At 61.8% G+C, this 19,137-nt stretch carries 19 protein-coding genes; 3 read left to right on the top strand and 16 right to left on the bottom strand.

From position 1 onward, the window contains the following. Positions 1 to 17: 17 nt before the first annotated feature. The 9 genes from KW849_RS18360 to KW849_RS18320 form a co-directional block, all read right to left on the bottom strand. Positions 18 to 1,316, bottom strand: a complete 1,299-nt coding sequence (locus KW849_RS18360) for an MFS transporter (RefSeq protein WP_218430706.1) — start codon at positions 1,314 to 1,316, stop codon at positions 18 to 20. Positions 1,317 to 1,419: 103 nt separating this feature from the next. Beyond that, positions 1,420 to 2,406, bottom strand: coding sequence for a sugar kinase (locus tag KW849_RS18355; protein ID WP_218430705.1), 987 nt, complete (start codon positions 2,404 to 2,406; stop codon positions 1,420 to 1,422). Next, positions 2,399 to 3,181 carry a sugar phosphate isomerase/epimerase gene (locus tag KW849_RS18350; protein WP_218430704.1) on the bottom strand — a complete coding sequence of 261 codons (783 nt, stop codon included), beginning with the start codon at positions 3,179 to 3,181 and terminating at the stop codon, positions 2,399 to 2,401. The genes KW849_RS18355 and KW849_RS18350 overlap by 8 nt, the downstream gene beginning before the upstream one ends. Before the next feature lie 149 nt (positions 3,182 to 3,330). After that, complete coding sequence (locus tag KW849_RS18345; RefSeq protein ID WP_371319153.1) at positions 3,331 to 4,356, bottom strand: LacI family DNA-binding transcriptional regulator; 1,026 nt, start codon at positions 4,354 to 4,356, stop codon at positions 3,331 to 3,333. 140 nt (positions 4,357 to 4,496) lie between these two features. Continuing rightward, positions 4,497 to 5,105, bottom strand: a complete 609-nt coding sequence (locus KW849_RS18340) for a LysE family translocator (RefSeq protein ID WP_218430703.1) — start codon at positions 5,103 to 5,105, stop codon at positions 4,497 to 4,499. Positions 5,106 to 5,157: 52 nt separating this feature from the next. Further along, on the bottom strand, positions 5,158 to 5,997 hold the full coding sequence (locus KW849_RS18335; RefSeq protein ID WP_218430702.1) for an AraC family transcriptional regulator: 840 nt from the start codon (positions 5,995 to 5,997) through the stop codon (positions 5,158 to 5,160). Positions 5,998 to 6,073: 76 nt separating this feature from the next. After that, complete coding sequence (locus KW849_RS18330) at positions 6,074 to 6,715, bottom strand: DUF1345 domain-containing protein (RefSeq protein ID WP_108217454.1); 642 nt, start codon at positions 6,713 to 6,715, stop codon at positions 6,074 to 6,076. A gap of 120 nt (positions 6,716 to 6,835) precedes the next feature. Then, positions 6,836 to 9,922, bottom strand: coding sequence for an efflux RND transporter permease subunit (locus KW849_RS18325; protein WP_218430701.1), 3,087 nt, complete (start codon positions 9,920 to 9,922; stop codon positions 6,836 to 6,838). Positions 9,923 to 9,937: 15 nt separating this feature from the next. Beyond that, a complete protein-coding gene (locus KW849_RS18320) occupies positions 9,938 to 11,095 on the bottom strand; it encodes an efflux RND transporter periplasmic adaptor subunit (RefSeq protein ID WP_108217456.1) in 1,158 nt (385 codons plus the stop codon). 293 nt (positions 11,096 to 11,388) lie between these two features. On the opposite strand from KW849_RS18320, the gene KW849_RS18315 reads away from it, so the two are divergent. The 3 genes from KW849_RS18315 to KW849_RS18305 all read left to right on the top strand — a co-directional run bounded on the left by KW849_RS18315 (position 11,389) and on the right by KW849_RS18305 (position 13,782). After that, positions 11,389 to 12,090, top strand: a complete 702-nt coding sequence (locus tag KW849_RS18315; protein WP_007970971.1) for a response regulator transcription factor — start codon at positions 11,389 to 11,391, stop codon at positions 12,088 to 12,090. Between the two features lie 4 nt (positions 12,091 to 12,094). After that, positions 12,095 to 13,396 carry an ATP-binding protein gene (locus KW849_RS18310; protein WP_218430700.1) on the top strand — a complete coding sequence of 434 codons (1,302 nt, stop codon included), beginning with the start codon at positions 12,095 to 12,097 and terminating at the stop codon, positions 13,394 to 13,396. Between the two features lie 110 nt (positions 13,397 to 13,506). Beyond that, positions 13,507 to 13,782, top strand: coding sequence for a hypothetical protein (locus tag KW849_RS18305; RefSeq protein WP_218430699.1), 276 nt, complete (start codon positions 13,507 to 13,509; stop codon positions 13,780 to 13,782). Between the two features lie 45 nt (positions 13,783 to 13,827). Here the strand turns inward: KW849_RS18305 and KW849_RS18300 are convergent, their stop codons facing one another. The 7 genes from KW849_RS18300 to KW849_RS18270 all read right to left on the bottom strand — a co-directional run bounded on the left by KW849_RS18300 (position 13,828) and on the right by KW849_RS18270 (position 18,839). Further along, positions 13,828 to 14,589 carry an anti-sigma factor gene (locus tag KW849_RS18300; protein ID WP_218430698.1) on the bottom strand — a complete coding sequence of 254 codons (762 nt, stop codon included), beginning with the start codon at positions 14,587 to 14,589 and terminating at the stop codon, positions 13,828 to 13,830. Continuing rightward, a complete protein-coding gene (locus KW849_RS18295; RefSeq protein WP_371319160.1) occupies positions 14,589 to 15,071 on the bottom strand; it encodes a sigma-70 family RNA polymerase sigma factor in 483 nt (160 codons plus the stop codon). The genes KW849_RS18300 and KW849_RS18295 overlap by 1 nt, the downstream gene beginning before the upstream one ends. A gap of 66 nt (positions 15,072 to 15,137) precedes the next feature. Continuing rightward, on the bottom strand, positions 15,138 to 15,680 hold the full coding sequence (locus tag KW849_RS18290) for a tetratricopeptide repeat protein (protein ID WP_218430697.1): 543 nt from the start codon (positions 15,678 to 15,680) through the stop codon (positions 15,138 to 15,140). 200 nt (positions 15,681 to 15,880) lie between these two features. Then, the gene (locus tag KW849_RS18285) at positions 15,881 to 16,834 is read right to left on the bottom strand and encodes a D-2-hydroxyacid dehydrogenase family protein (protein ID WP_218430696.1); all 954 of its coding nucleotides are present in this window, start codon (positions 16,832 to 16,834) and stop codon (positions 15,881 to 15,883) included. Between the two features lie 13 nt (positions 16,835 to 16,847). Continuing rightward, positions 16,848 to 17,873: an alpha/beta fold hydrolase gene (locus KW849_RS18280; RefSeq protein ID WP_218430695.1), complete on the bottom strand. Its 1,026-nt coding sequence runs from the start codon at positions 17,871 to 17,873 to the stop codon at positions 16,848 to 16,850. Between the two features lie 85 nt (positions 17,874 to 17,958). Continuing rightward, a complete protein-coding gene (locus KW849_RS18275; RefSeq protein ID WP_218430694.1) occupies positions 17,959 to 18,393 on the bottom strand; it encodes a YqaA family protein in 435 nt (144 codons plus the stop codon). Next, positions 18,393 to 18,839 (bottom strand): DUF411 domain-containing protein, encoded by a 447-nt coding sequence (locus KW849_RS18270; RefSeq protein WP_150753558.1) that lies wholly within the window; start codon positions 18,837 to 18,839, stop codon positions 18,393 to 18,395. Before KW849_RS18270 ends, KW849_RS18275 begins: the two co-directional genes overlap by 1 nt. Between the last annotated feature and the right edge of the window lie 298 nt (positions 18,840 to 19,137).

Here is a 19,137-nt window from a genome sequence, read left to right as displayed (position 1 = left end):
GGGATCTCAACTTCAATTCAGGAATGTGCCGTGGCGGTGCGCGTTACCGTGGCCGCGGGCCGCTCCCGATCGCTGGCGCCGGGCTTGAGGAAAATGGTCAGCAACACCGAGAACATCAGCGCGCCGCTCATCAACAGGTACGAGGCGCCGGGCGAGCCGGTAGAGCTGTTCAGGTAACCGACCAGATAGGAACCGCCAAAGGAACCGAGGGCGCCCATGCTGTTGATCAGCGCCATGGCGCCGCCCGCGACGTTGGCCGGGAGGATCTCCGGAATGATTGCGAAGAACGGTCCGTAAGGCGCGTACATGCAGGCGCCGGCAATCACCAGCAGGGTGTAGGACCACCAGAAGTGTTCGGCACCCAAGGCGTAGGAACCATAGAAGGCAATCGAGGCAATCAGCAGTGGCGGCCAGACGAAACGTTTACGTTTTTGCAGCTTGTCCGAACCCCAGGACACCAGCAGCATGCCGATCACCGCCGCCAGGTACGGCAGCGCCGACAGCCAGCCGGCCTGAATCATGTCCATCTGCGCGCCGGCCTTGAGGATCGATGGCAGCCACAACACGAAACCGTACACGCCAATGCTCCAGCAGAAAAACTGCAGGGCCAGGATGATCACTTTGGGTGAGCGGAACGCTTCGGCGTAGTTCTTCACGGCCTTGATGCCGACCTGTTCGGCGGCCAGTGCGCTTTCCAGGTCCTGTTTTTCCTGATCGTTGAGCCACTTGGCTTGTGATGGACGATCATCGGCCAGGCGCCACCAGATGAATGCCCACAACACCGCTGGCAAACCTTCGACGATGAACATCCAGCGCCAGCTGTAGTGCTGCACCAGATAGCCCGAGACCACCGACATCCAGAGCATGGTCACCGGGTTGCCGAGGATCAGGAAGGTGTTGGCCCGCGAGCGTTCGGCGCGGGTGAACCAGTGGCACAGATAGATCAGCATCGCCGGCATCACTGCGGCTTCGACCACGCCGAGCATGAAGCGGATGACGATCAGCCACCAGGCGTTGGAGACGATCCCGGTCAACGTCGCCAGGCCGCCCCAGAGGATCAGGCTGACGAAAATCAGCTTCTTCACGCTGTGTTTCTGCGCGTAGATCGCGCCGGGTACCTGGAAGAAAAAGTAGCCGAGGAAGAACAGCGCGCCGAGCATCGACGACAGTCCTGGTGTGATCATCAGGTCCGCCGCCATGCCGGACGCGGCGGCGAACCCATAGTTGGCGCGATCCAGATACGCCAGGCTATAGGTGATGAACACGATGGGCATGATGTACCACCAGCGGCGGGTGGCGAGCGTTGCGGTTTTCATGGTGGTGCTCCTGAGCTTGTTGTTTTTGTCGCAGCAGGTAACGGTTTGAATCTTCGGTGCCTTTATTGGCCTCATCGCGAGCAGGCTCGCTCCTACATTGGATCTACGTTCGACACAAATCCTCTGTAGGAGCGAGCCTGCTCGCGATGGTGGCCTCAAATTCGCTGACCATTTCGGATCGGGTCGGCAACCCCTCCATATCCCCCCGGCTTTGCACCGCCCGGCTGCCAATCCAGTTGGCGCGTTTCACGGCCTCGACAACGCTTTGGTTTTCCAACAGCGCGCTGATCATGCCGACGGCAAAACCATCGCCGGCACCCACCGTATCGACCACCGTTGCCACCGGTACGCCAGCCACGAAACCCTGATCAACATGTGTGCGGTAGTAAGCCCCGTGCGGGCCAAGCTTGATCGCCACGGCTTCGGCGCCCTGGTCGAGGTAGAAGGCGGCGATGTCGGCCGGGTCTTCGAAACCGGTCAGCAAGCGACCTTCGCTCAACCCCGGCAGTATCCAATGGGCGAGGGCGGCGAGGCGGTTGATCTCGGTGATCATTTGTTGCTCGCTGGCCCACAGGCGCGGGCGCAGGTTCGGGTCGAAGGACACACTGCGCCCGGCCTCGCGCATGCGGGTCATCAATTCGAACGACATCTGCCGCGCGGAGTCCGACAGCGCCGGAGGAATGCCGGTGGCGTGCAGGTGTCGGGCCTTGAGCAATTGGGGCACGATCGAGTGCGGCGACAGGTGACTGGCCGCCGAACCACGGCGGAAGTACTCGACCACCGGATCGCTGCCATCGTCGGTGCGGGACTTGAGTTGAAAACCGGTCGGGTGGGCGGTGTCGATGTCGACGTGGCAGCAATCCAGGCCTTCTTTTTCCAGGGTGTCGACCACGAACCGGCCCAGCGAATCGGCACCGACGCGGCTCAGCCATGCCACGTTGAAGCCCAGTCGGGAAAGGCCAATGGCGACGTTGCTGTCAGCTCCGGCAATGCGTTTGTGAAAAGCGCCGACGCTGGCCAGATCACCCGCCTGCTCGGCGACGAACATCGCCATGGTCTCGCCGAAGGACAGAATATCGATCTCAGACATGAGCACTCTCCAGCTGCGATTGGCCGAGGTGGGCGAGGGCAGCGACGTGCTCGGTGGTCAGTTGCACCAGGTCATCGCCTTGCAGCGGATATTCCGCGGCCCGCATAACGCCCTGGGCCATGTGCTGCAGCAGGTGTTCCCACTGTTGCAGGTCACTGGCGGCGGGCGGGATGGCGACCAGTTTGCCGTCGGCACGGCGCGTGACCGCTTTGCAGTGCACATAACCGACGTGACGACCGAGCAACCGCGCGGCGCTGGCGGCGGACTGGTCCTGCCAGTGCCAATTGCCGATATCGAAGGTCATTTTGATCGGCAGCTCGTGCCGCTCGACGTCCGCGAAAAAGCGCTGGAAGGGTTCAATGCGGCCGCCGTGCAGGGTCTGGTCGTTTTCCACCAGCAACTGCACGGCGCTTTCGCCCAGCACTCGGGCGAGGGTTTGCAGATCGCTGTTGTCGGTGAAATAGCCCAGCGACACCTTCAGCCATTTGGCGCCGAACGCCTGGGCGCGTTGCAGGGCCGTGACCAGTTCGGGGTTGGGCCTGGATTGCCCGGCCAGCCATAGCTCCATGGGTGATGAATACACGCTCTGCAGGCCTTCTGCCTGAGTGGCATCGGCCAGTTGAGCGGGGTCCTCGATGGTCAGTAATTCTTCACGCCACTCAATGCGCGTGGCGCCGGCGGCGGCGAGAATCCCGATGAAGCTGCCTTGGCCGCGTTGACGCACAAGGTCGGCGCCGTAGCTGGAAAGGCTGATGGAAACAGCTGGTTTTTTCATTGTTTTTCTACCTCTGAAACCGGTTTCATTTTTGTTCAAATTTTTTTGTGCTAGTCAGGGCCCCATCGAGAGCAAGCTCACTCCTACAATGGCTCTGTGTTCGCAAATCAACTGCAGGAGCGAGCCTGCTCGCGATGGCGTCTTAACATTCAACGCAAATTCCCAAGGGTTGAACCCCGCACAACCAGCCGCGCCGAAAAATCCAGCGTCCGCACCGCTCCGTCATCCCCGCGCAGCCGCTTGAGCAGACACTCGAACGCGCTGGCGCCCATCTCGGTGGTCGGCTGCGCGAGGGCAGTAATGCCGCTGCCCACCAACGGGTACCAATCCAGGTCATCGAGGGCGATCAAGCCCACGTCGTCGAACAGATTGCACTGGAGTTCACGCAACGCATGGGTGCTGGCTAGCGCCGCAACCCCGTTCGCGCAAAACAACGCCTTAAGGCCGGGGCCAGGCCTGTCGAGGAAGGATTTCAGCTGTGCGGTCAGTTCGCTGCCGGTTTCGATGTGCGTGCCGCGAAGCGCCGGGCGTTGCCCGATTTGCGCCTTGAAGCTGGTGACCCGCTCGATTCGCGAACTGGTGCCGTCGAACGGTTCGGTGACCAGCAACACATCGCGATAACCGCGCTCTTCAAGATGGGCGAGGGCCATCTCGATGGCCTGCGGGTTGTTCAGCCCGACCATATCGCTTTCAAGGTGCTCCACCTTGCGATCCACCAGTACCATGGGCATTTCCCGGTGCAGTTCGTGCAATTGGTCGCGGTGATGACCGAGGGTGTTCACGATCAGGCCTTCGATGTTGTACGAGCGCAGCAGGGCCAGGTGTTGGCGCTCTTGCTCGTCGTCGCGGTCGGTGTTGCACACCACCAGGCTATAGCCGTGCTGACGGCAGGCGGTTTCCACCCCGTGCATCACGGCAATTGAATAAGGGTTGCGGATGTCGGCCACCAGCATGCCGATCAGGCGGGTGCGCCCGCGTTTCAGGCCGCGGGCCATCTGGTTCGGGCGATAGCCGAGTTCGGCAATTGCCTGTTCGATGCGCTGGGCAATGGCATCGGAGAGCAGGGCGCGATCATCGCCAATGAACCGCGAAACGCTGGCCTTGGAGACCTTGGCGTGTTCGGCCACGTCGAGCATGGTCACGCGGCTGCGCTGGGCGGCGGAGAAATCGTTCACGGTCTGAAACCTTCTTATTGGATTTATAAGGTCGAGTGCTTCGTGAGACAGCACTGAAACCGGTTTCAGAAGACACCAAAAGTCAATTCGCCGTCAAGCCCCGGATGGTTGATTGTCGAACAATGACCGACAAGCGGCGCTCAGGCCAACACGCTCAACCACGCAGAACCCAGCAATAACAGGCCCATGCAGCGGTTCAAACGTTGCATGGCACGGGGTGAGCGCAACCAGCGACTTGAACCGGCACCGAGCATTGCCCAGACCGCGAGACATGGCAGGGAAACCAGAAAAAACCCCAGCGACAAATACATCACCTGCACGGCGCGATGCTCGCCATCCCCGGCGAATACGCTGACCACCACCAGCGCCATCATCCAGGTTTTCGGGTTGACCAGTTGCAGGCTGGCGGCGCCCATCCACCCGAGGCGCGCTTCGTTGTCGCGCGCGGCAATGTCTGTCGCCGGGGCATTGAAAATCTGCCAGGCCAGATAGCTCAGCCACGCCACGCCGGCCCATTGCATGACACCTTGCACGGCGGGCCACGCGGTCAATGATGAACCGATGCCCGTGCCCACCAGCATCACGAGGGTCGCAGCACTGGCACAGGCGCCGACGATGATCGGCACAGCCGCGACCCACCCGTATCGAGCGCTGTTGCTCAGCACCAGAATATTGGTCGGGCCGGGGGTGATCGAGGCTACGAAGGCAAACAGCAGGAAAGGCAATAAAGTCGGGAATGAGGGCAGCATCGCGGGCTAACTCCGGTGAAGATCAGTGAAGTCGATCTTCACAATCCCGGGCTTATCTGTCTGGAAGATTTGAGCAGCGCTTGCGGTACAGCGCCGGCGTCAGGCCGTAGGCGCGCATGAACCAGCGCCCCAGATGACTCTGATCGGCAAAGCCCAGCGCCATTGCCACCGCCGCCGGTTGTTCGCCACGGGCCAGCAGGCGGCGGGCGGTTGCCAGGCGCAGTTGCACCAGATACGCGTGGGGCGCCATGCCATAGGCAGCCTTGAACGCGCGAGTCAGGCGAAAGCGGTCGACGCCTGTGACGGCGGCCAGTTGATCGAGGCCGATGTCGTATTGCGCGTTGGCATGCAGGTATTCCCGGGCTTTGTGTGCCACCCGCGGCAGACGCGGGTCCTGGCCATCGCGGGCGCGCCAGTGCAAGTGGCTGGTCAGGCGCTCGAGCAAACCGTCGAGGGCGGTCTGGCGGACGATCTTCAGTTCACCGCGATGCAGGGTTTCAAACGCCAGGCTGGTGGCCTGGGCCAGACGCGCATCGCAGGCCAGGGTGGCGGCGAAGCTCAGCTGGCTGTTGTCGGGGGCATGATCGAACACGGCGCTGAGTTCGCGTTGCAACCACTGCGGGTCGAGGTACAGCATGCGGTAGGTGAAACCGTCGGCGGTCGGCGCTTCACCGTCATGGATGTCACCGGGTTCCAGCAGAAACACCTTGCCCGGCGTGCTCTGGTGCCTGGCCCGTCGGCAATTGAATTGCTGGACCCCTTGCTCGGTGACGCCCACCAGATAACTGTCGTGCCAGTGCGGGTCATAGGCGTGACCTTCGAAATGCGCGCGCAGGGTCTCGATGCCGGTGTCGGCATCCCGGGCCAGGTCGATCCAGTTGTGAGCGCTCATGGGGTACCTGCGAAACGGTTTGCCGGGCTATTTAACGCCTTGACCGAGGGCCATGCCTAGAACGTTTGTGCAGTCATCAGCCGAACAGGCCGGCGGCGATGTTGATCGAGAACCCGAGAATGGCAGTGTTGAACAAAAAGCCGATCAGCGACTGCGCCAGCACGATCTTGCGCATGCCTGGCGTGGCGACGCCGACATCCGAAGTTTGCACTGCCACGCCGATGGTGAACGAGAAGTACAGGAAGTCCCAGTAGTCGGGCGTCGTCAGGCCTTCGGCAAAGCGCAGCGCCGGCTCCTTGCCATTCCAGATGTAATACAGCCGCGCGTAATGCAGGCTGAAGATGACGCCGATCAGTAGCCATGAGCCGATGACGGTCAGCGCGGTGAAACCGTAACGCATCAGTTTGCGGGTGGTTTCCAGGTCTTTGCTGCCGGCCAGTTCGAAGGTGATGGTCGCCAGGCTGGCCAGTGCCGCAATGCACACCAGCGCCAGCACCAGCCCGGCATTTTCGTCCTCGATTTCGGCGATGCGTTTTACGTCAGTCGCTTTCGAACGCACGGTGAGCCAGAACATCAGCAAAAGGTAGATCCAGACGCCGGCATTCCAGCCGATGAGGATCTTGCTGATCGGCGAATCGGCCGGAGCCAGAATGCCCACCGCGATGCCCAGCAGGATGGCGGCGGACAGGCGAGGGTGGGTGCGTGCGAGGAAGATCATGGAGGCTCGTTGGTTCGGGGCATTGCACACACCTTAGCCCAGGAGACCACATTCTTGAAATCAACGCGTCCCCCCCCTGTAGGAGCAGCCGGTCGACGCTCCTACAGGGGGGTGTGTGGGTTAGCGCTTGCGCACCAGCTTCATCACCACCACAAAAAACACCGGCACGAACACCACGGCCAGGGTCGCCGTGATCATCCCGCCGATTACCCCGGTGCCGATTGCCTGTTGGCTAGCCGAACTGGCGCCAGTGGCAATCGCCAGCGGCACCACGCCAAGAATGAACGCCAGCGAGGTCATGACAATCGGCCGCAACCGCAGGCGTGCCGCTTGCAGGGTTGCATCGATCAGGTCGTGGCCTTCGTCGTACAGGCTCTTGGCGAACTCGATGATCAGGATCGCGTTCTTTGCCGACAGGCCGATGATGGTGATAAGCCCGACCTTGAAGAACACATCGTTGGGCATCCCGCGCAAGGTCACCGCCAGCACCGCCCCGAGCACACCCAGCGGCACCACCAGCAGCACCGAGGTCGGGATCGACCAGCTCTCGTACAACGCCGCCAGGCACAGGAACACGATCAACAGCGACAAGCCCAGCAGGATCGGTGCCTGGCTGCCGGACAACCGTTCCTGCAACGACAACCCGGTCCATTCCTGGCCCAGGCCTGCCGGACCTTGCGCCACCAGCCGCTCGATCTCGGCCATGGCCTCGCCGGTGCTGTGGCCCGGCGTCGGTTCACCGGAAATGCTGATTGCCGGGTAGCCGTTGTAGCGGGTCAACTGCGCCGGGCCCTGGGTCCACCTGGCTTGCACGAAGGCCGACAACGGCACCATTTTTTCGTGGGTGTTGCGCACGTGAATCTTCAGCAGGTCTGCCACCTGACTGCGCTGGTCGCCCTCGGCCTGCACCACGACGCGCTGCATCCGCCCCTGGTTGGGAAAGTCGTTGATGTAGGCCGAGCCCACGGCCGTGGACAGCACGTTGCCGACGTCGGCAAAGGACACACCCAGCGCGTTGGCCTGCTTGCGGTCGACGATCAGTTGCACCTGCGGTGCCTCGGCCAGGGCGCTTTCGCGCACGTTCATCAGGATCGGGCTTTTTTCGGCCGCCGCGAGCAGGTCGGTGCGAGCCTCCATCAACTTCTCATGACCGAGGCCGCCGCGATCCTGCAGGCGAAATTCGAATCCGCTGGATGTACCCAGGCCATCCACGGGCGGTGGGAGTACGGCAAATGTCACCGCGTCCTTGATCTGGCTGAGGGCAACGTTGGCCCGGTCGGCAATCGAGCTGGCCGAATCGTCGCTGCCACGCTCGGACCAGTCTTTGAGCGTGCTGAACGCCAGCGCCGCATTTTGCCCGCTGCCGGAGAAGCTGAATCCGAGAATCACCACGCTGTCACGAATGCCCGGCTCCCCGGCGTTGTGCGCTTCAACCTGCTCGGCCACCTGCACTGTGCGGTTCTTGCTCGCGCCCGGTGGCAATTGAATGTCGGTGATGGTGTAACCCTGGTCTTCCACCGGCAGGAACGAGGAGGGCAGGCGACTGAAGCACACGGCCAGACCCACCAGCAACACGCCGTAGATCAGCAGGAAACGCCCGCTGCGTTTCAGTGCATAGGCAACCCAGCCTTGATAGCGTTCGGTCAGTTGCTCGAAGCGACGGTTGAACCAGCCAAAGAAGCCGGTCTTTTCGTGGTGTTCGCCCTTGGCAATCGGCTTGAGCAACGTCGCGCACAGGGCCGGGGTCAAGGTCAGGGCGAGGAACGCCGAGAACAGGATGGACGTGGCCATCGACAGCGAGAACTGCTGGTAGATCACCCCGACCGAGCCCTGCATGAACGCCATCGGAATGAACACCGCGACCAGCACCAGGGTGATGCCGATGATGGCCCCGGTGATCTGCCGCATGGCCTTGCGCGTGGCTTCCTTGGGCGACAAGCCCTCGGTGGCCATGATCCGCTCGACGTTCTCCACCACCACGATGGCGTCGTCCACCAGAATGCCGATGGCCAGCACCATGCCGAACATGGTCAGCACGTTGATCGAAAACCCCAGCGCCAGCATCGTTGCAAAGGTGCCCATCAGCGCCACCGGCACTACCAACGTTGGAATCAGTGTGTAGCGGATGTTTTGCAGGAACAGGAACATCACCGCGAACACCAGCAACATCGCCTCAAAGAGGGTGTAGACGACCTTGGTGATCGAGACTTTGACGAAGGGCGAGGTGTCGTATGGGATCTTGTATTCGACGTTCGCCGGGAAGTAGCGCGACAGCTCATCCATCTTCGCCCGCACCAGGGTCGCGGTGTTCAGGGCGTTGGCACCGGGCGACAATTGCACGCCGACGGCGGTGGACGGCTTGCCGTTCAGACGCGTGGAAAACTGATATTCCTGGCTACCGATCTCGACCCGCGCCACATCGCTGATGCGCACGGTCGAACCGTCCGGATTGGCCTTGAGGACGATGTCGGCAAACTCTTCGGGGGCCGACAGCTGACCCTTGACCAGAATGGTTGCGGTGATTTCCTGAGTGGTGCGGGTCGGCAGATCGCCGATGCTGCCGGCCGACACCTGGGCGTTTTGCGCGACGATGGCGGCGTTGACGTCCGCCGGTGTCAGGTTGAAGGCGAGCAGTTTCTGCGGGTCGATCCAGATCCGCATCGCCCGCTCGGCGCCGTACAACTGCGCCTTGCCGACGCCGTCCAGACGCTTGATTTCGTTCATCACATTGCGCGCCAGGTAATCGCTGAGCGCTACGTCGTCGAGTTTGCCGTCGCTGGAGGTGAGGCTGATCAACAGCAGGAAACCGGAGGAGACTTTCTCCACCTGCAAACCTTGCTGGATCACCGCTTGTGGCAGGCGTGACTCCACGGCTTTCAGGCGGTTCTGCACATCGACCTGAGCCAATTCCGGGTTGGTGCCCGGCTGGAAGGTGGCCTTGATGGTCGCGCTGCCGAGGCTGCTCTGGGATTCGAAATACAACAGGTGATCGGCGCCGTTGAGCTCTTCCTCGATCAGGCTGACCACGCTCTCGTCCACGGTTTGCGCCGAAGCGCCCGGGTACACGGCGTAGATTTCGACTTGTGGCGGCGCAACATTCGGGTATTGCGCCACCGGCAGTTGCGGAATGGCCAGCGCACCGGCCAGCAGGATGAACAGGGCAACCACCCAGGCGAACACCGGGCGGTCGATAAAGAACTGCGGCATAAAAAAGCGTCCTGCTTACTGACCAGTCACCTGGGCAAGTGGAAGAGGGGTGTCGTCGATTTGCACTTTCTCGCCGACGCGAGCGTGCTGCAGACCCTCGATGACGATGCGGTCGCCTGCTTTCAGGCCGCTGGTGACGATCCAGCGATCGTTCTGCACGGCGCCGAGTTCGACCGGTTGCTGGCCGACCCGCTGTTCGCCGTCGAGCAGCAGCACCTGGGCGATGCCGGCGCTGTCGCGCTGGATGGCCCGTTGCGGCACGCTGATGCCCTGCTGGTTGACCGCTTGTTCCAGGCGTACGCGCACGAAACTGCCGGGCAGCAAGTCAAGGTCGGGGTTGGGGAACTCACTACGCAGAATGATCTGGCCGGTGCCCGGGTCGACGGTGATGTCGCTGAACAGCATTTTGCCCGGCAGCGGGTAGAGGCTGCCGTCATCCTGAATCAGCGTGGCCTTGGCCTGGTCCTGGCCGACCTGCTGCAACTGGCCGGAGCGGAAGGCGCGGCGCAGCTCGTTGAGTTCGCGGGTGGACTGGGTGAGGTCGGCGTGAATCGGGTTCAGTTGCTGAATCAGCGCCAGCGGCGTGGTTTCGTTCTGCCCGACCAGCGCACCTTCGGTGACCAGCGCGCGACCGATACGCCCGGAAATCGGCGCCGTGACTGTGGCATAACCGAGGTTCAACCGGGCGCGCTCCACTGCTGCCTTGTTGGCGGCGACGTCGGCGGCGGTCTGCCGGGCGTTGGCCCGTGCGTTGTCGTAGTCCTGGCCGCTGATGGCCTTTTCGTCGATCAACTGGGCGTAGCGCTGTTCCTGCAATCTGGCCTGGAACGCATTGGCCTCGGCCTTGCGCAATGCCGCTTCAGCGCTGTCCAGGTCAGCCTTGAACGGCGCCGGGTCGATGCGGAACAACACATCGCCCTGTTTCACGTCACTGCCTTCACGGAAGGTCCGCTGCAAGACCACGCCGGCCACGCGGGCACGCACTTCGGCCATGCGCGGTGCGGCAATCCGCCCGCTCAGTTCACTGCTGATGGTCAGTGGCCGCGCTACGATGGTCTCGATGCGCACCGTGGCCAGCGGCGCCTGTTCCTCGGCATTCGTGGACTTGTCACACGCACCCAGTGTCAACGCCAGAGCAATCAGACTGAGCCTGGCAAGCAGATTCTTCGACATGTAATACCCCAATAAAGACCCCCAGCATCCTACTGGGCGAAGGCGAGGGTAGCGGTGAAGCTTTGTTGGTGCTGTGTGAAATTGTGTAAGGGTTTTACTCGGGTGGGCGTGAGGGCGTATATCCTTCAGTCCTTGAATTTTATAGCGCCAGATAGATTGCTATCGCGAGCAAGCTCGCTCCCACAGGGATTTGATGTGAACACAAATGTTGTGAACACCACCGACCACTGTGGGAGCGAGCTTGCTCGCGATGGCGGCGTATCTGGCGCCACAGCTATTTCTGGAAACACCCCATGCCCAACATCCTCCTGGTCGAAGACGACACCGCCCTCGCCGAACTGATTGCCAGCTACCTGGAGCGCAACGGTTATTCCGTCAGCGTGATCGGTCGTGGTGACCATGTGCGCGAACGTGCGCGGCTCAATCCGCCGGACCTGGTGATCCTCGACCTGATGCTGCCCGGCCTCGACGGCTTGCAAGTCTGCCGCCTGCTGCGTGCCGATTCGGCGACCTTGCCGATCCTGATGCTCACCGCCCGCGACGACAGCCACGACCAGGTCCTGGGCCTGGAAATGGGCGCCGACGACTACGTGACCAAACCCTGCGAGCCGAGGGTGCTGCTGGCCCGGGTGCGGACCTTGTTGCGCCGCAGCAGCCTCAGCGAGCCGCAGACCGCCAACGACCGAATTCTGATGGGCAACCTGTGCATCGATTTGTCCGAACGCACCGTGACCTGGCGCGAGCAATTGGTGGACCTGTCCAGCGGTGAGTACAACCTGCTGGTGGTGCTGGCCCGGCATGCCGGTGAGGTGTTGAGTCGCGACCAGATCCTGCAACGCCTGCGCGGCATCGAGTTCAACGGCACCGACCGTTCGGTGGACGTGGCGATTTCCAAGCTGCGGCGCAAATTCGACGACCACGCCGGCGAGGCGCGCAAGATCAAGACCGTGTGGGGCAAGGGTTACCTGTTCAGTCGTTCCGAGTGGGAATGCTGAGCCAATGTTCAGAATCCTCTTTCGTTTGTACCTGGTGACCATCGTTTCGTTCAGCGCGGCGATCTATCTGGTGCCGGATCTGGTGGTCAAGGTGTTCCACGAGCGCTTTGTCACCTACAACCTCGATTACTCCCGCGGATTGCAAACGCTGATCGTCAAACAGTTTCACGCAGCCCCGGCCGAGCAGTGGCCGGCCCTGGCGGCTGAAATGGACAAGGACTTCAAACCACTGCACATCGTGCTCAGTGGCAATGACGACAGCAGCCTGACGCCTGATGAACAGCAGCGCTTGCGCCGCGGCGAGAACGTCGTGCGCGTCGGCGACTGGGGCTGGCGCACGCTGGCGGTCGCACCGCTGAATGAGCGCACCGTGGTGCAAATGGTCGTGCCACCCGATCCGCTGGACGTCAACCTGTTGTACTGGAGCATCAACGTGCTGATCGGCGCGACCATGCTCGCGTGTCTGTTGCTGTGGCTGCGCCCGCACTGGCGTGATCTGGAACGTCTCAAGGGCGCGGCCGAACGCTTTGGCAAGGGCCACTTGAGCGAGCGCACGCAAATTTCCCCGAGTTCCAACATCGGCAGCCTGGCCAGCGTTTTCGACACCATGGCCGGCGACATCGAGAACCTGCTCAACCAGCAGCGGGACTTGCTCAATGCGGTGTCCCACGAGTTGCGCACCCCGCTGACGCGCCTGGATTTCGGCCTGGCGCTGGCGCTGTCCGACGACTTGCCGGCGGCCAGCCGCGAGCGCCTGCAAAGCCTGGTGGCGCACATTCGGGAACTCGATGAACTGGTGCTGGAATTGCTGTCCTACAGTCGCCTGCAAAACCCGGGGCAGTTGCCGGAGCAGGTCGAGGTGTCGCTGGATGAGTTCATCGACAGTATCCTTGGTAGCGTCGACGAAGAGCTGGAATCCCCGGAAATCGTCATCGACGTGCTGCTCCACGGCCAGCTCGAACGCTTCGGTCTGGACCCGCGCCTGACCGCTCGCGCCCTGCAAAACCTGCTGCGCAACGCCATGCGCTACTGCGAGAAGCGTATCCAGATCGGTGTTCAGGTGTATGTCGGCGGTTGTGAGATCTGGGTCGACGATGACGGCATTGGCATTCCGGATGACGAGCGTGAGCGGATTTTCGAACCCTTCTACCGCCTCGACCGCAGCCGCGACCGCGCCACGGGTGGTTTCGGACTGGGGCTGGCGATCAGCCGCCGCGCGCTGGAGGCCCAGGGCGGCACGCTGACGGTGCAAGTCTCGCCGCTGGGTGGGGCGCGGTTTCGCTTGTGGTTGCCGGCTTCGGCCTGATTACGACAAGCGGCAGCTTCTTCTGTCAACTTTGACAGTAGCAAGACGCTGAGCTTGCGCGTTTCATTGGTCTGCGACCTCAAGAGAAGGCGATAGGCTGGAGGAAAAGAATGAGCGCGCCAACAATAAGAATCAGCGGGCGAGGCACGATCAGTGCAATCCGGGATGTCAAAGTCGAGAGTGTGTCGACAAAATTCGCGATGGTCCTGCCCGATGGCGGCTATAGCAGATTGGCGATCAGGATCGGACCCAACATCACAGCAGAGGGTCGCGCCTGTTTTCTTGTTGGCGATGCAGTGAAATATACGATGACGAAGGGGGCAGACGGAGAGCTGCTGAGCGCACACGACCTTGAGAGGGTGGGCGTCGATGTCTGGACAACGTGATGGCTTGCGGGGTCTTTTTCGATCCCGCAAGCCATTGTCTGTGCTTCAAGCGCTCAAACGACTGCGCAACAACTTCGCCATCTCCTCCAGATCCGCCATCGGTTGATGCCCGATCAGCATCCAGGCGTGTTCCATGTCAGCCCAATACACGATGTTCATCTCGCGCCGCTGTTCCCGGGCGAAATGGCGGCTGCCGCTGTTGGAGCGGGTGACGCACAGCGCCATGGGGCCGTGCACCGGATCGAGGTAGGTGATCTGGGCGATGGGCACACCGTCGTACTCGAGGATTTGCGCGCGCTTGAATTCGGCACGGGGCAAGCTCAGTTTCGCCGGCGCGAGGTCCAGGCCCAGACGCGCATCGATGGTCCGCAGCTGTGCCCGTTGCGCGGCTTCATCAGCGGGTAAATGTTCCAGGGTTTGCGGCACGTAGAGCGCCATGTAATCGGCCACCTCACCGCGCCAGTTGTGTGTCAGCCGACTCGCTTGCCAGCCGAGAAACAGCCGGTCCGCCAGCACGCCGCCGGCCAACAGTGCGGCCGCGGCGGCAAGAAACCAGCGCCGGTTGAGCCCGGGGCGGACGGGTGAGGGCAGCGTCGCGAGCATGGCTTGCAGGCGATCCGCCGGCGCCTGTCGGGCCAGTTCATCGTAGGCGTCCTTGAACGGCAGGCTGCTGCGATCGAGCCATTGCAGGCGCAGGCCGAGCATCGGATCAGCAATGATGGCCGCGTCGATGCGCGAGCGCTGCTCGGCATCGAGTTGGTTGTCGAGGTAGGCCACCAGTTGTTCGTCCGAGGTTCTCGTACTCATCAATGTTCTCCTCGGTAAGGGTGCGGCACCGCGTGCAACGGTGGGTATTCGGCCAGTTTCGCCCGAGCGGCGGCCAGGCGACTCATCACCGTGCCGATGGGCACTTGCAGCACGTCGGCGACTTCGCGGTAGGACAAGCCTTCGACGTAGGCGAGAAACACGGTTTCGCGCTGGGTCTCGGGCAACGCATCGACGCGACGGATGACCTGTGCCGCCAACACATGGGTCTGGGCCACGGATTCACCATCGAACGACAAGGCCCCATCGGCATCCACCTGACCCTGACCCTGACGCACCCGCTGGGCGCGGACTTCGTTGAGCCAGATCGAATGCAGAATGCTCAGCAGCCAGCGGTCCATGCGCGTTCCCGCCACGAATTGCCCGGCCCGCTCCAGCGCCCGCACGCAGGTGGCCTGCACCAGGTCATCGGCAACATGCCGTTGACGGGACAACAGCAGGCCGTAGCGCCATAAACGCGCCAGATGCTGGTTCAGTTCCGTTCGTATTGTCTGATCGCTGGCGATGGCGACCTCCGTCCGCTCAGGTTTTCAGGTTTTCGATGAGTCGTTGATGGCTTCGGCCAGGTCCTGGTACTCCTCGCATTGAGTGCTGCCGCAGATGGATCTGATCTGCTGCAGTTGCTCCTGCGCGAGGTCCAGCCGGCCTTTGATCACATAGGCCTCGCCGAGGTATTCGCGGACTTGCGCGTACTGCGGGTCGAGTTTCACCGATTGCAGGTAATAGCCGATGCCTTCGTCGGTACGCCCCAGTTTACGCGTGGCGTAGCCGCGATAGTTCAGTGCTTTTGCGGTATTTGGCTGTTTCAGTGTGTCGAGCAGGGCCAGGGCTTCTTCGTAACGTCCGTCCTTGGCCAGTTGCCAGGCATAGTTGGTGCGGTCTTCGTCCGGCACCAGGTTGCTGGTCTGCCTGACGCACCGATGCGATCGGGTATCCAGCACCTGACCTTTCGGGCAGTTGGGCCGGCTGGGCATGTCGTCACCGCCACCACCACCGTTGGCCAGGGCGAGGGAGCCGGACAACGCAACGGTCAGCAACAGCGGGGTCATCAGAACGGCAAAACGAATATTCATGGGCTGTGCTCCAGAGGTTCATGCGTTTCAGATCAGGTCGCGTCCCGTCAGACGCAGTGCAAGGTAGATGTGATGTGAACACCGCAGCATGAAAAATTATTCGTTGTGGGAGCGAGCCTGCTCGCGATAGCGAAGTGTCATTCAACGTTGATGTCGACTGATACACCGCTATCGCGAGCAGGCTCGCACACATTGGAGTATCAACCCAGCAAACGAATCGGAGCCCCTGCCGCCCAGGCCTGGATGTCCTCGATCATTTGCGAGAAAAACAGCTGGTAGTTCTGTTGGCTCACGTACCCGACATGGGGGGTTGCCAGCACGTTATCCAGGGTCCGGAACGGATGGTGCACAGGGAGCGGCTCTTGCTCGAAGACGTCCAGTGCGGCCCCGGCCAGCCGTTGTTTCTGCAGCGCCTTGATCAGTGCCGCTTCATCGACAATCGGTCCGCGAGCGGTGTTCACCAGCAGCGCCGTGGGTTTCATCCAGCCCAGTGCTTGCACGTCCACCAGGCCCCGACTGCGCTCGCTGAGCACCAGGTGCACCGACAGCACGTCGGCCTGTTCGAACAGTTCCTGCTTGCTGACATAGGTCACACCGACTTGTGCTGCACGTTCGGCCGTGAGGTTCTCACTCCAGGCGATCACGCGCATGCCGAACACCTGACCGAACTGCGCGACGCGCTGGCCGATGCTGCCCAGGCCGAGGATGGCCAGCGTCTTGCCATGCAGGTCGCCACCCAGGCCTTGTTGCCACTGACCGGCACGCAAGGCATTGGCTTCGACCACCAGGTTGCGGGTTGCGGCCATGATCAGCGCCCAGGTCAGTTCCGGTGCGGCGTGTTTGTAGCTGTCGGTGCCGCAGACCTGAATGCCCAGCGCAGCGGCGGTTTTCAGGTCCAGGGCGGCGTTGCGCATGCCGCCGGTCACCAGCAGTTTGAGCTTCGGCAGGCGGCGCAGCAGGTCTTCATCGAAACGGGTGCGTTCGCGAATCACGCAGATCACCTCGAACCCGGCCAGGCGCTCGGCCAGGGATGGGTTATCGGTGGGGTAGTCATGGAGAAAACTCACCTGGCCGACGCAGTCCAGCGCCGACCAGTCCACCACGTCCCGCGCCACATCCTGCCAATCATCAAGCACTGCAATCTGCACGGGCATCAGCCTTTCCTCTTCAACGCACGGGGTTGGTCTTGTTCAGCCAGGCGAGCAGGGCCTGGTGGAACTCTCCCGGTTCTTCCATCTGTGGCGCGTGGCCCATGCCAGGGAATTCGACCAGCGTGGACTGGGGAATCAGCTTGGCCACCTGTTTGCCGAGGACCTCGTAGTGCCCGAGCTTCGCCTTGACTTCGGGGGAGGCGATGTCACTGCCGATGGCGGTGGTGTCGGACGTTCCGATCAACAGCAGGGTCGGTACTTTCAGGTCCTTGAATTCGTAGTACACCGGTTGGGTGAAGATCATGTCGTAGATCAGCGCCGAGTTCCACGCGACTTGCGTATGCCCCGGACCTTTGTTCAGGCCGGCGAGCATGTCTACCCAGCGATCGAATTCCGGCTTCCAGCGGCCGCCGTAATAGGTGTTGCGCTCGTAGGTGCGGATCCCGTCGGCGCTGAGTTTGAGTTCGCGTTCGTACCATTGGTCAACGGTGCGATAGGGCACACCGAGGGCTTTCCAGTCTTCCAGGCCAATGGGGTTGACCAGCGCCAGTTGCTCGACCTGTTCGGGGTATAGCAAAGCATAGCGGGTGGCGAGCATGCCGCCGGTGGAGTGCCCCAGCAGGGTGGCTTTCTGGATGCCCAGCGTCTTGAGCAATTGTTGGGTATTCGTCGCCAGTTGCTGGAAGCTGTACTGATAGTGCGCCGGTTTGCTGGAGGTGCAGAAACCGATCTGGTCCGGGGCGATGACCCGATAGCCGGCGTCGCTGAGGGCTTTGATCGAGGTGTCCCAAGTGGCGCCGCAGAAGTTCTTGCCGTGCATCAACACCACGCTGCGACCATTGGCCTTGCCGTGGGCGGCGACGTCCATGTAACCCATTTGCAGGGATTGGCCCTGGGATTCGAAGGCGAAGTGCTTGAGGGTGTAGGGGTAGTCGAAACCTTGCAGTTGGGGGCCGTATGCCGGTCCTTCGGCGTGGGCTATGGCGGGCAGGCCGGCGGTCAGCAACAGGCTGGGTAACCAGCGGATGAGGGGACGCGACATGGGAGAGCTCCATATAAAAGCCGCCGATGCTGGATCGGCTCGATTAGGGCGATATTAAACTCAGGCAATCGCCGCTCTTGGTGGTTCACCCCATCCAGCCCAGGGTCGCCATGACCAGCACGCCGTAGCGGGCGCCTTTGGCCAGGGTGACGATCAGCAGGAAGCGCCCCAGCGGTTCGCGCATGACCCCGGCGACCAGCGTCAGCGGATCGCCGATCACCGGCAGCCAGCTGAGCAGCAATGACCAGTGGCCGTAGCGTTGGTAATGCCGCCGGGCTTTTTCCAGGTGTCGGGGGCCTACCGGAAACCAGCGCCGGTCGCGGAACCGCTCGATCCCGCGCCCCAGCCACCAGTTAAGCAGCGACCCCAGAACGTTGCCGAACGTTGCCACTGCCAGCAGTGCCCAGAGCCAATACCGATCGCTGAGCAACAGACCCACCAGCACGGCTTCGGATTGCAACGGCAGCAGCGTGGCGGCACCGAATGCCGCGAAAAACAGCCCGAGGTATGCGCCGGACATCAATGGGCGGGGTAATCCGCAACCACCACGTCAGTGCCATCCTTTTTCAGGCCAATGACCTGATAGGCATCACTCATGCCGTCCATTTCCATGCCGGGCGACCCCATGGGCATGCCGGGGGCGGCGACGCCCAACAGATCATCACGCTTGCTCAAGGCGAGGACCTGGTCGGCCGGGACATGACCTTCGACGAACTTGCCGTTGATCAACGCGGTGTGGCACGACGCCAGGCGTGGCGGCACACCGTGCTGTTGCTTGAACTCACTCATGTTGGCTTCGACGTGGTCTTCGACCTTGAAGCCATTGGCCTCCAGATGAGTGATCCATTTTTTGCAGCAGCCACAGTTGGCGTCGCGATGAACCTCGATCGGGATGAGGTCGGCGGCCTGGGCCAGGGAGGACATGAACAGGGCGCTCAGGGCGATCAGACGCAGAGGGTTTCGCATGGGATTCGTCTCGGCTAACGGGCGAAAAAAACGCATTTTGACCATTTTTACTGGTCGGGCATTCAAGGAGTATTTCTAATTGCTACAAAAAACCGCTGTTAGATGATGGTAGATCATCGCTGTCAGGCAGATGAGGAGCACATTACAAAATCGTCAGGTTGAAATGCCGAGGGTAAGTATCGGTGTTGATAAAAACCAACTAGTCGCCATGTAGGAAAAGTCTGAAGGGCCATTCTTCAAAGTGCGAATATCTAATAAACAATAAGTTTTACAACATGTATCTGAATTGTACGAGAAT

Origin of the sequence: Pseudomonas sp. PDM26 (assembly GCF_019219185.1) — a bacterium.
GTDB lineage: Bacteria > Pseudomonadota > Gammaproteobacteria > Pseudomonadales > Pseudomonadaceae > Aquipseudomonas.
Note: the sequence above shows the minus strand (reverse complement) of the source record. Positions and strands in the feature narration are given on the sequence as shown.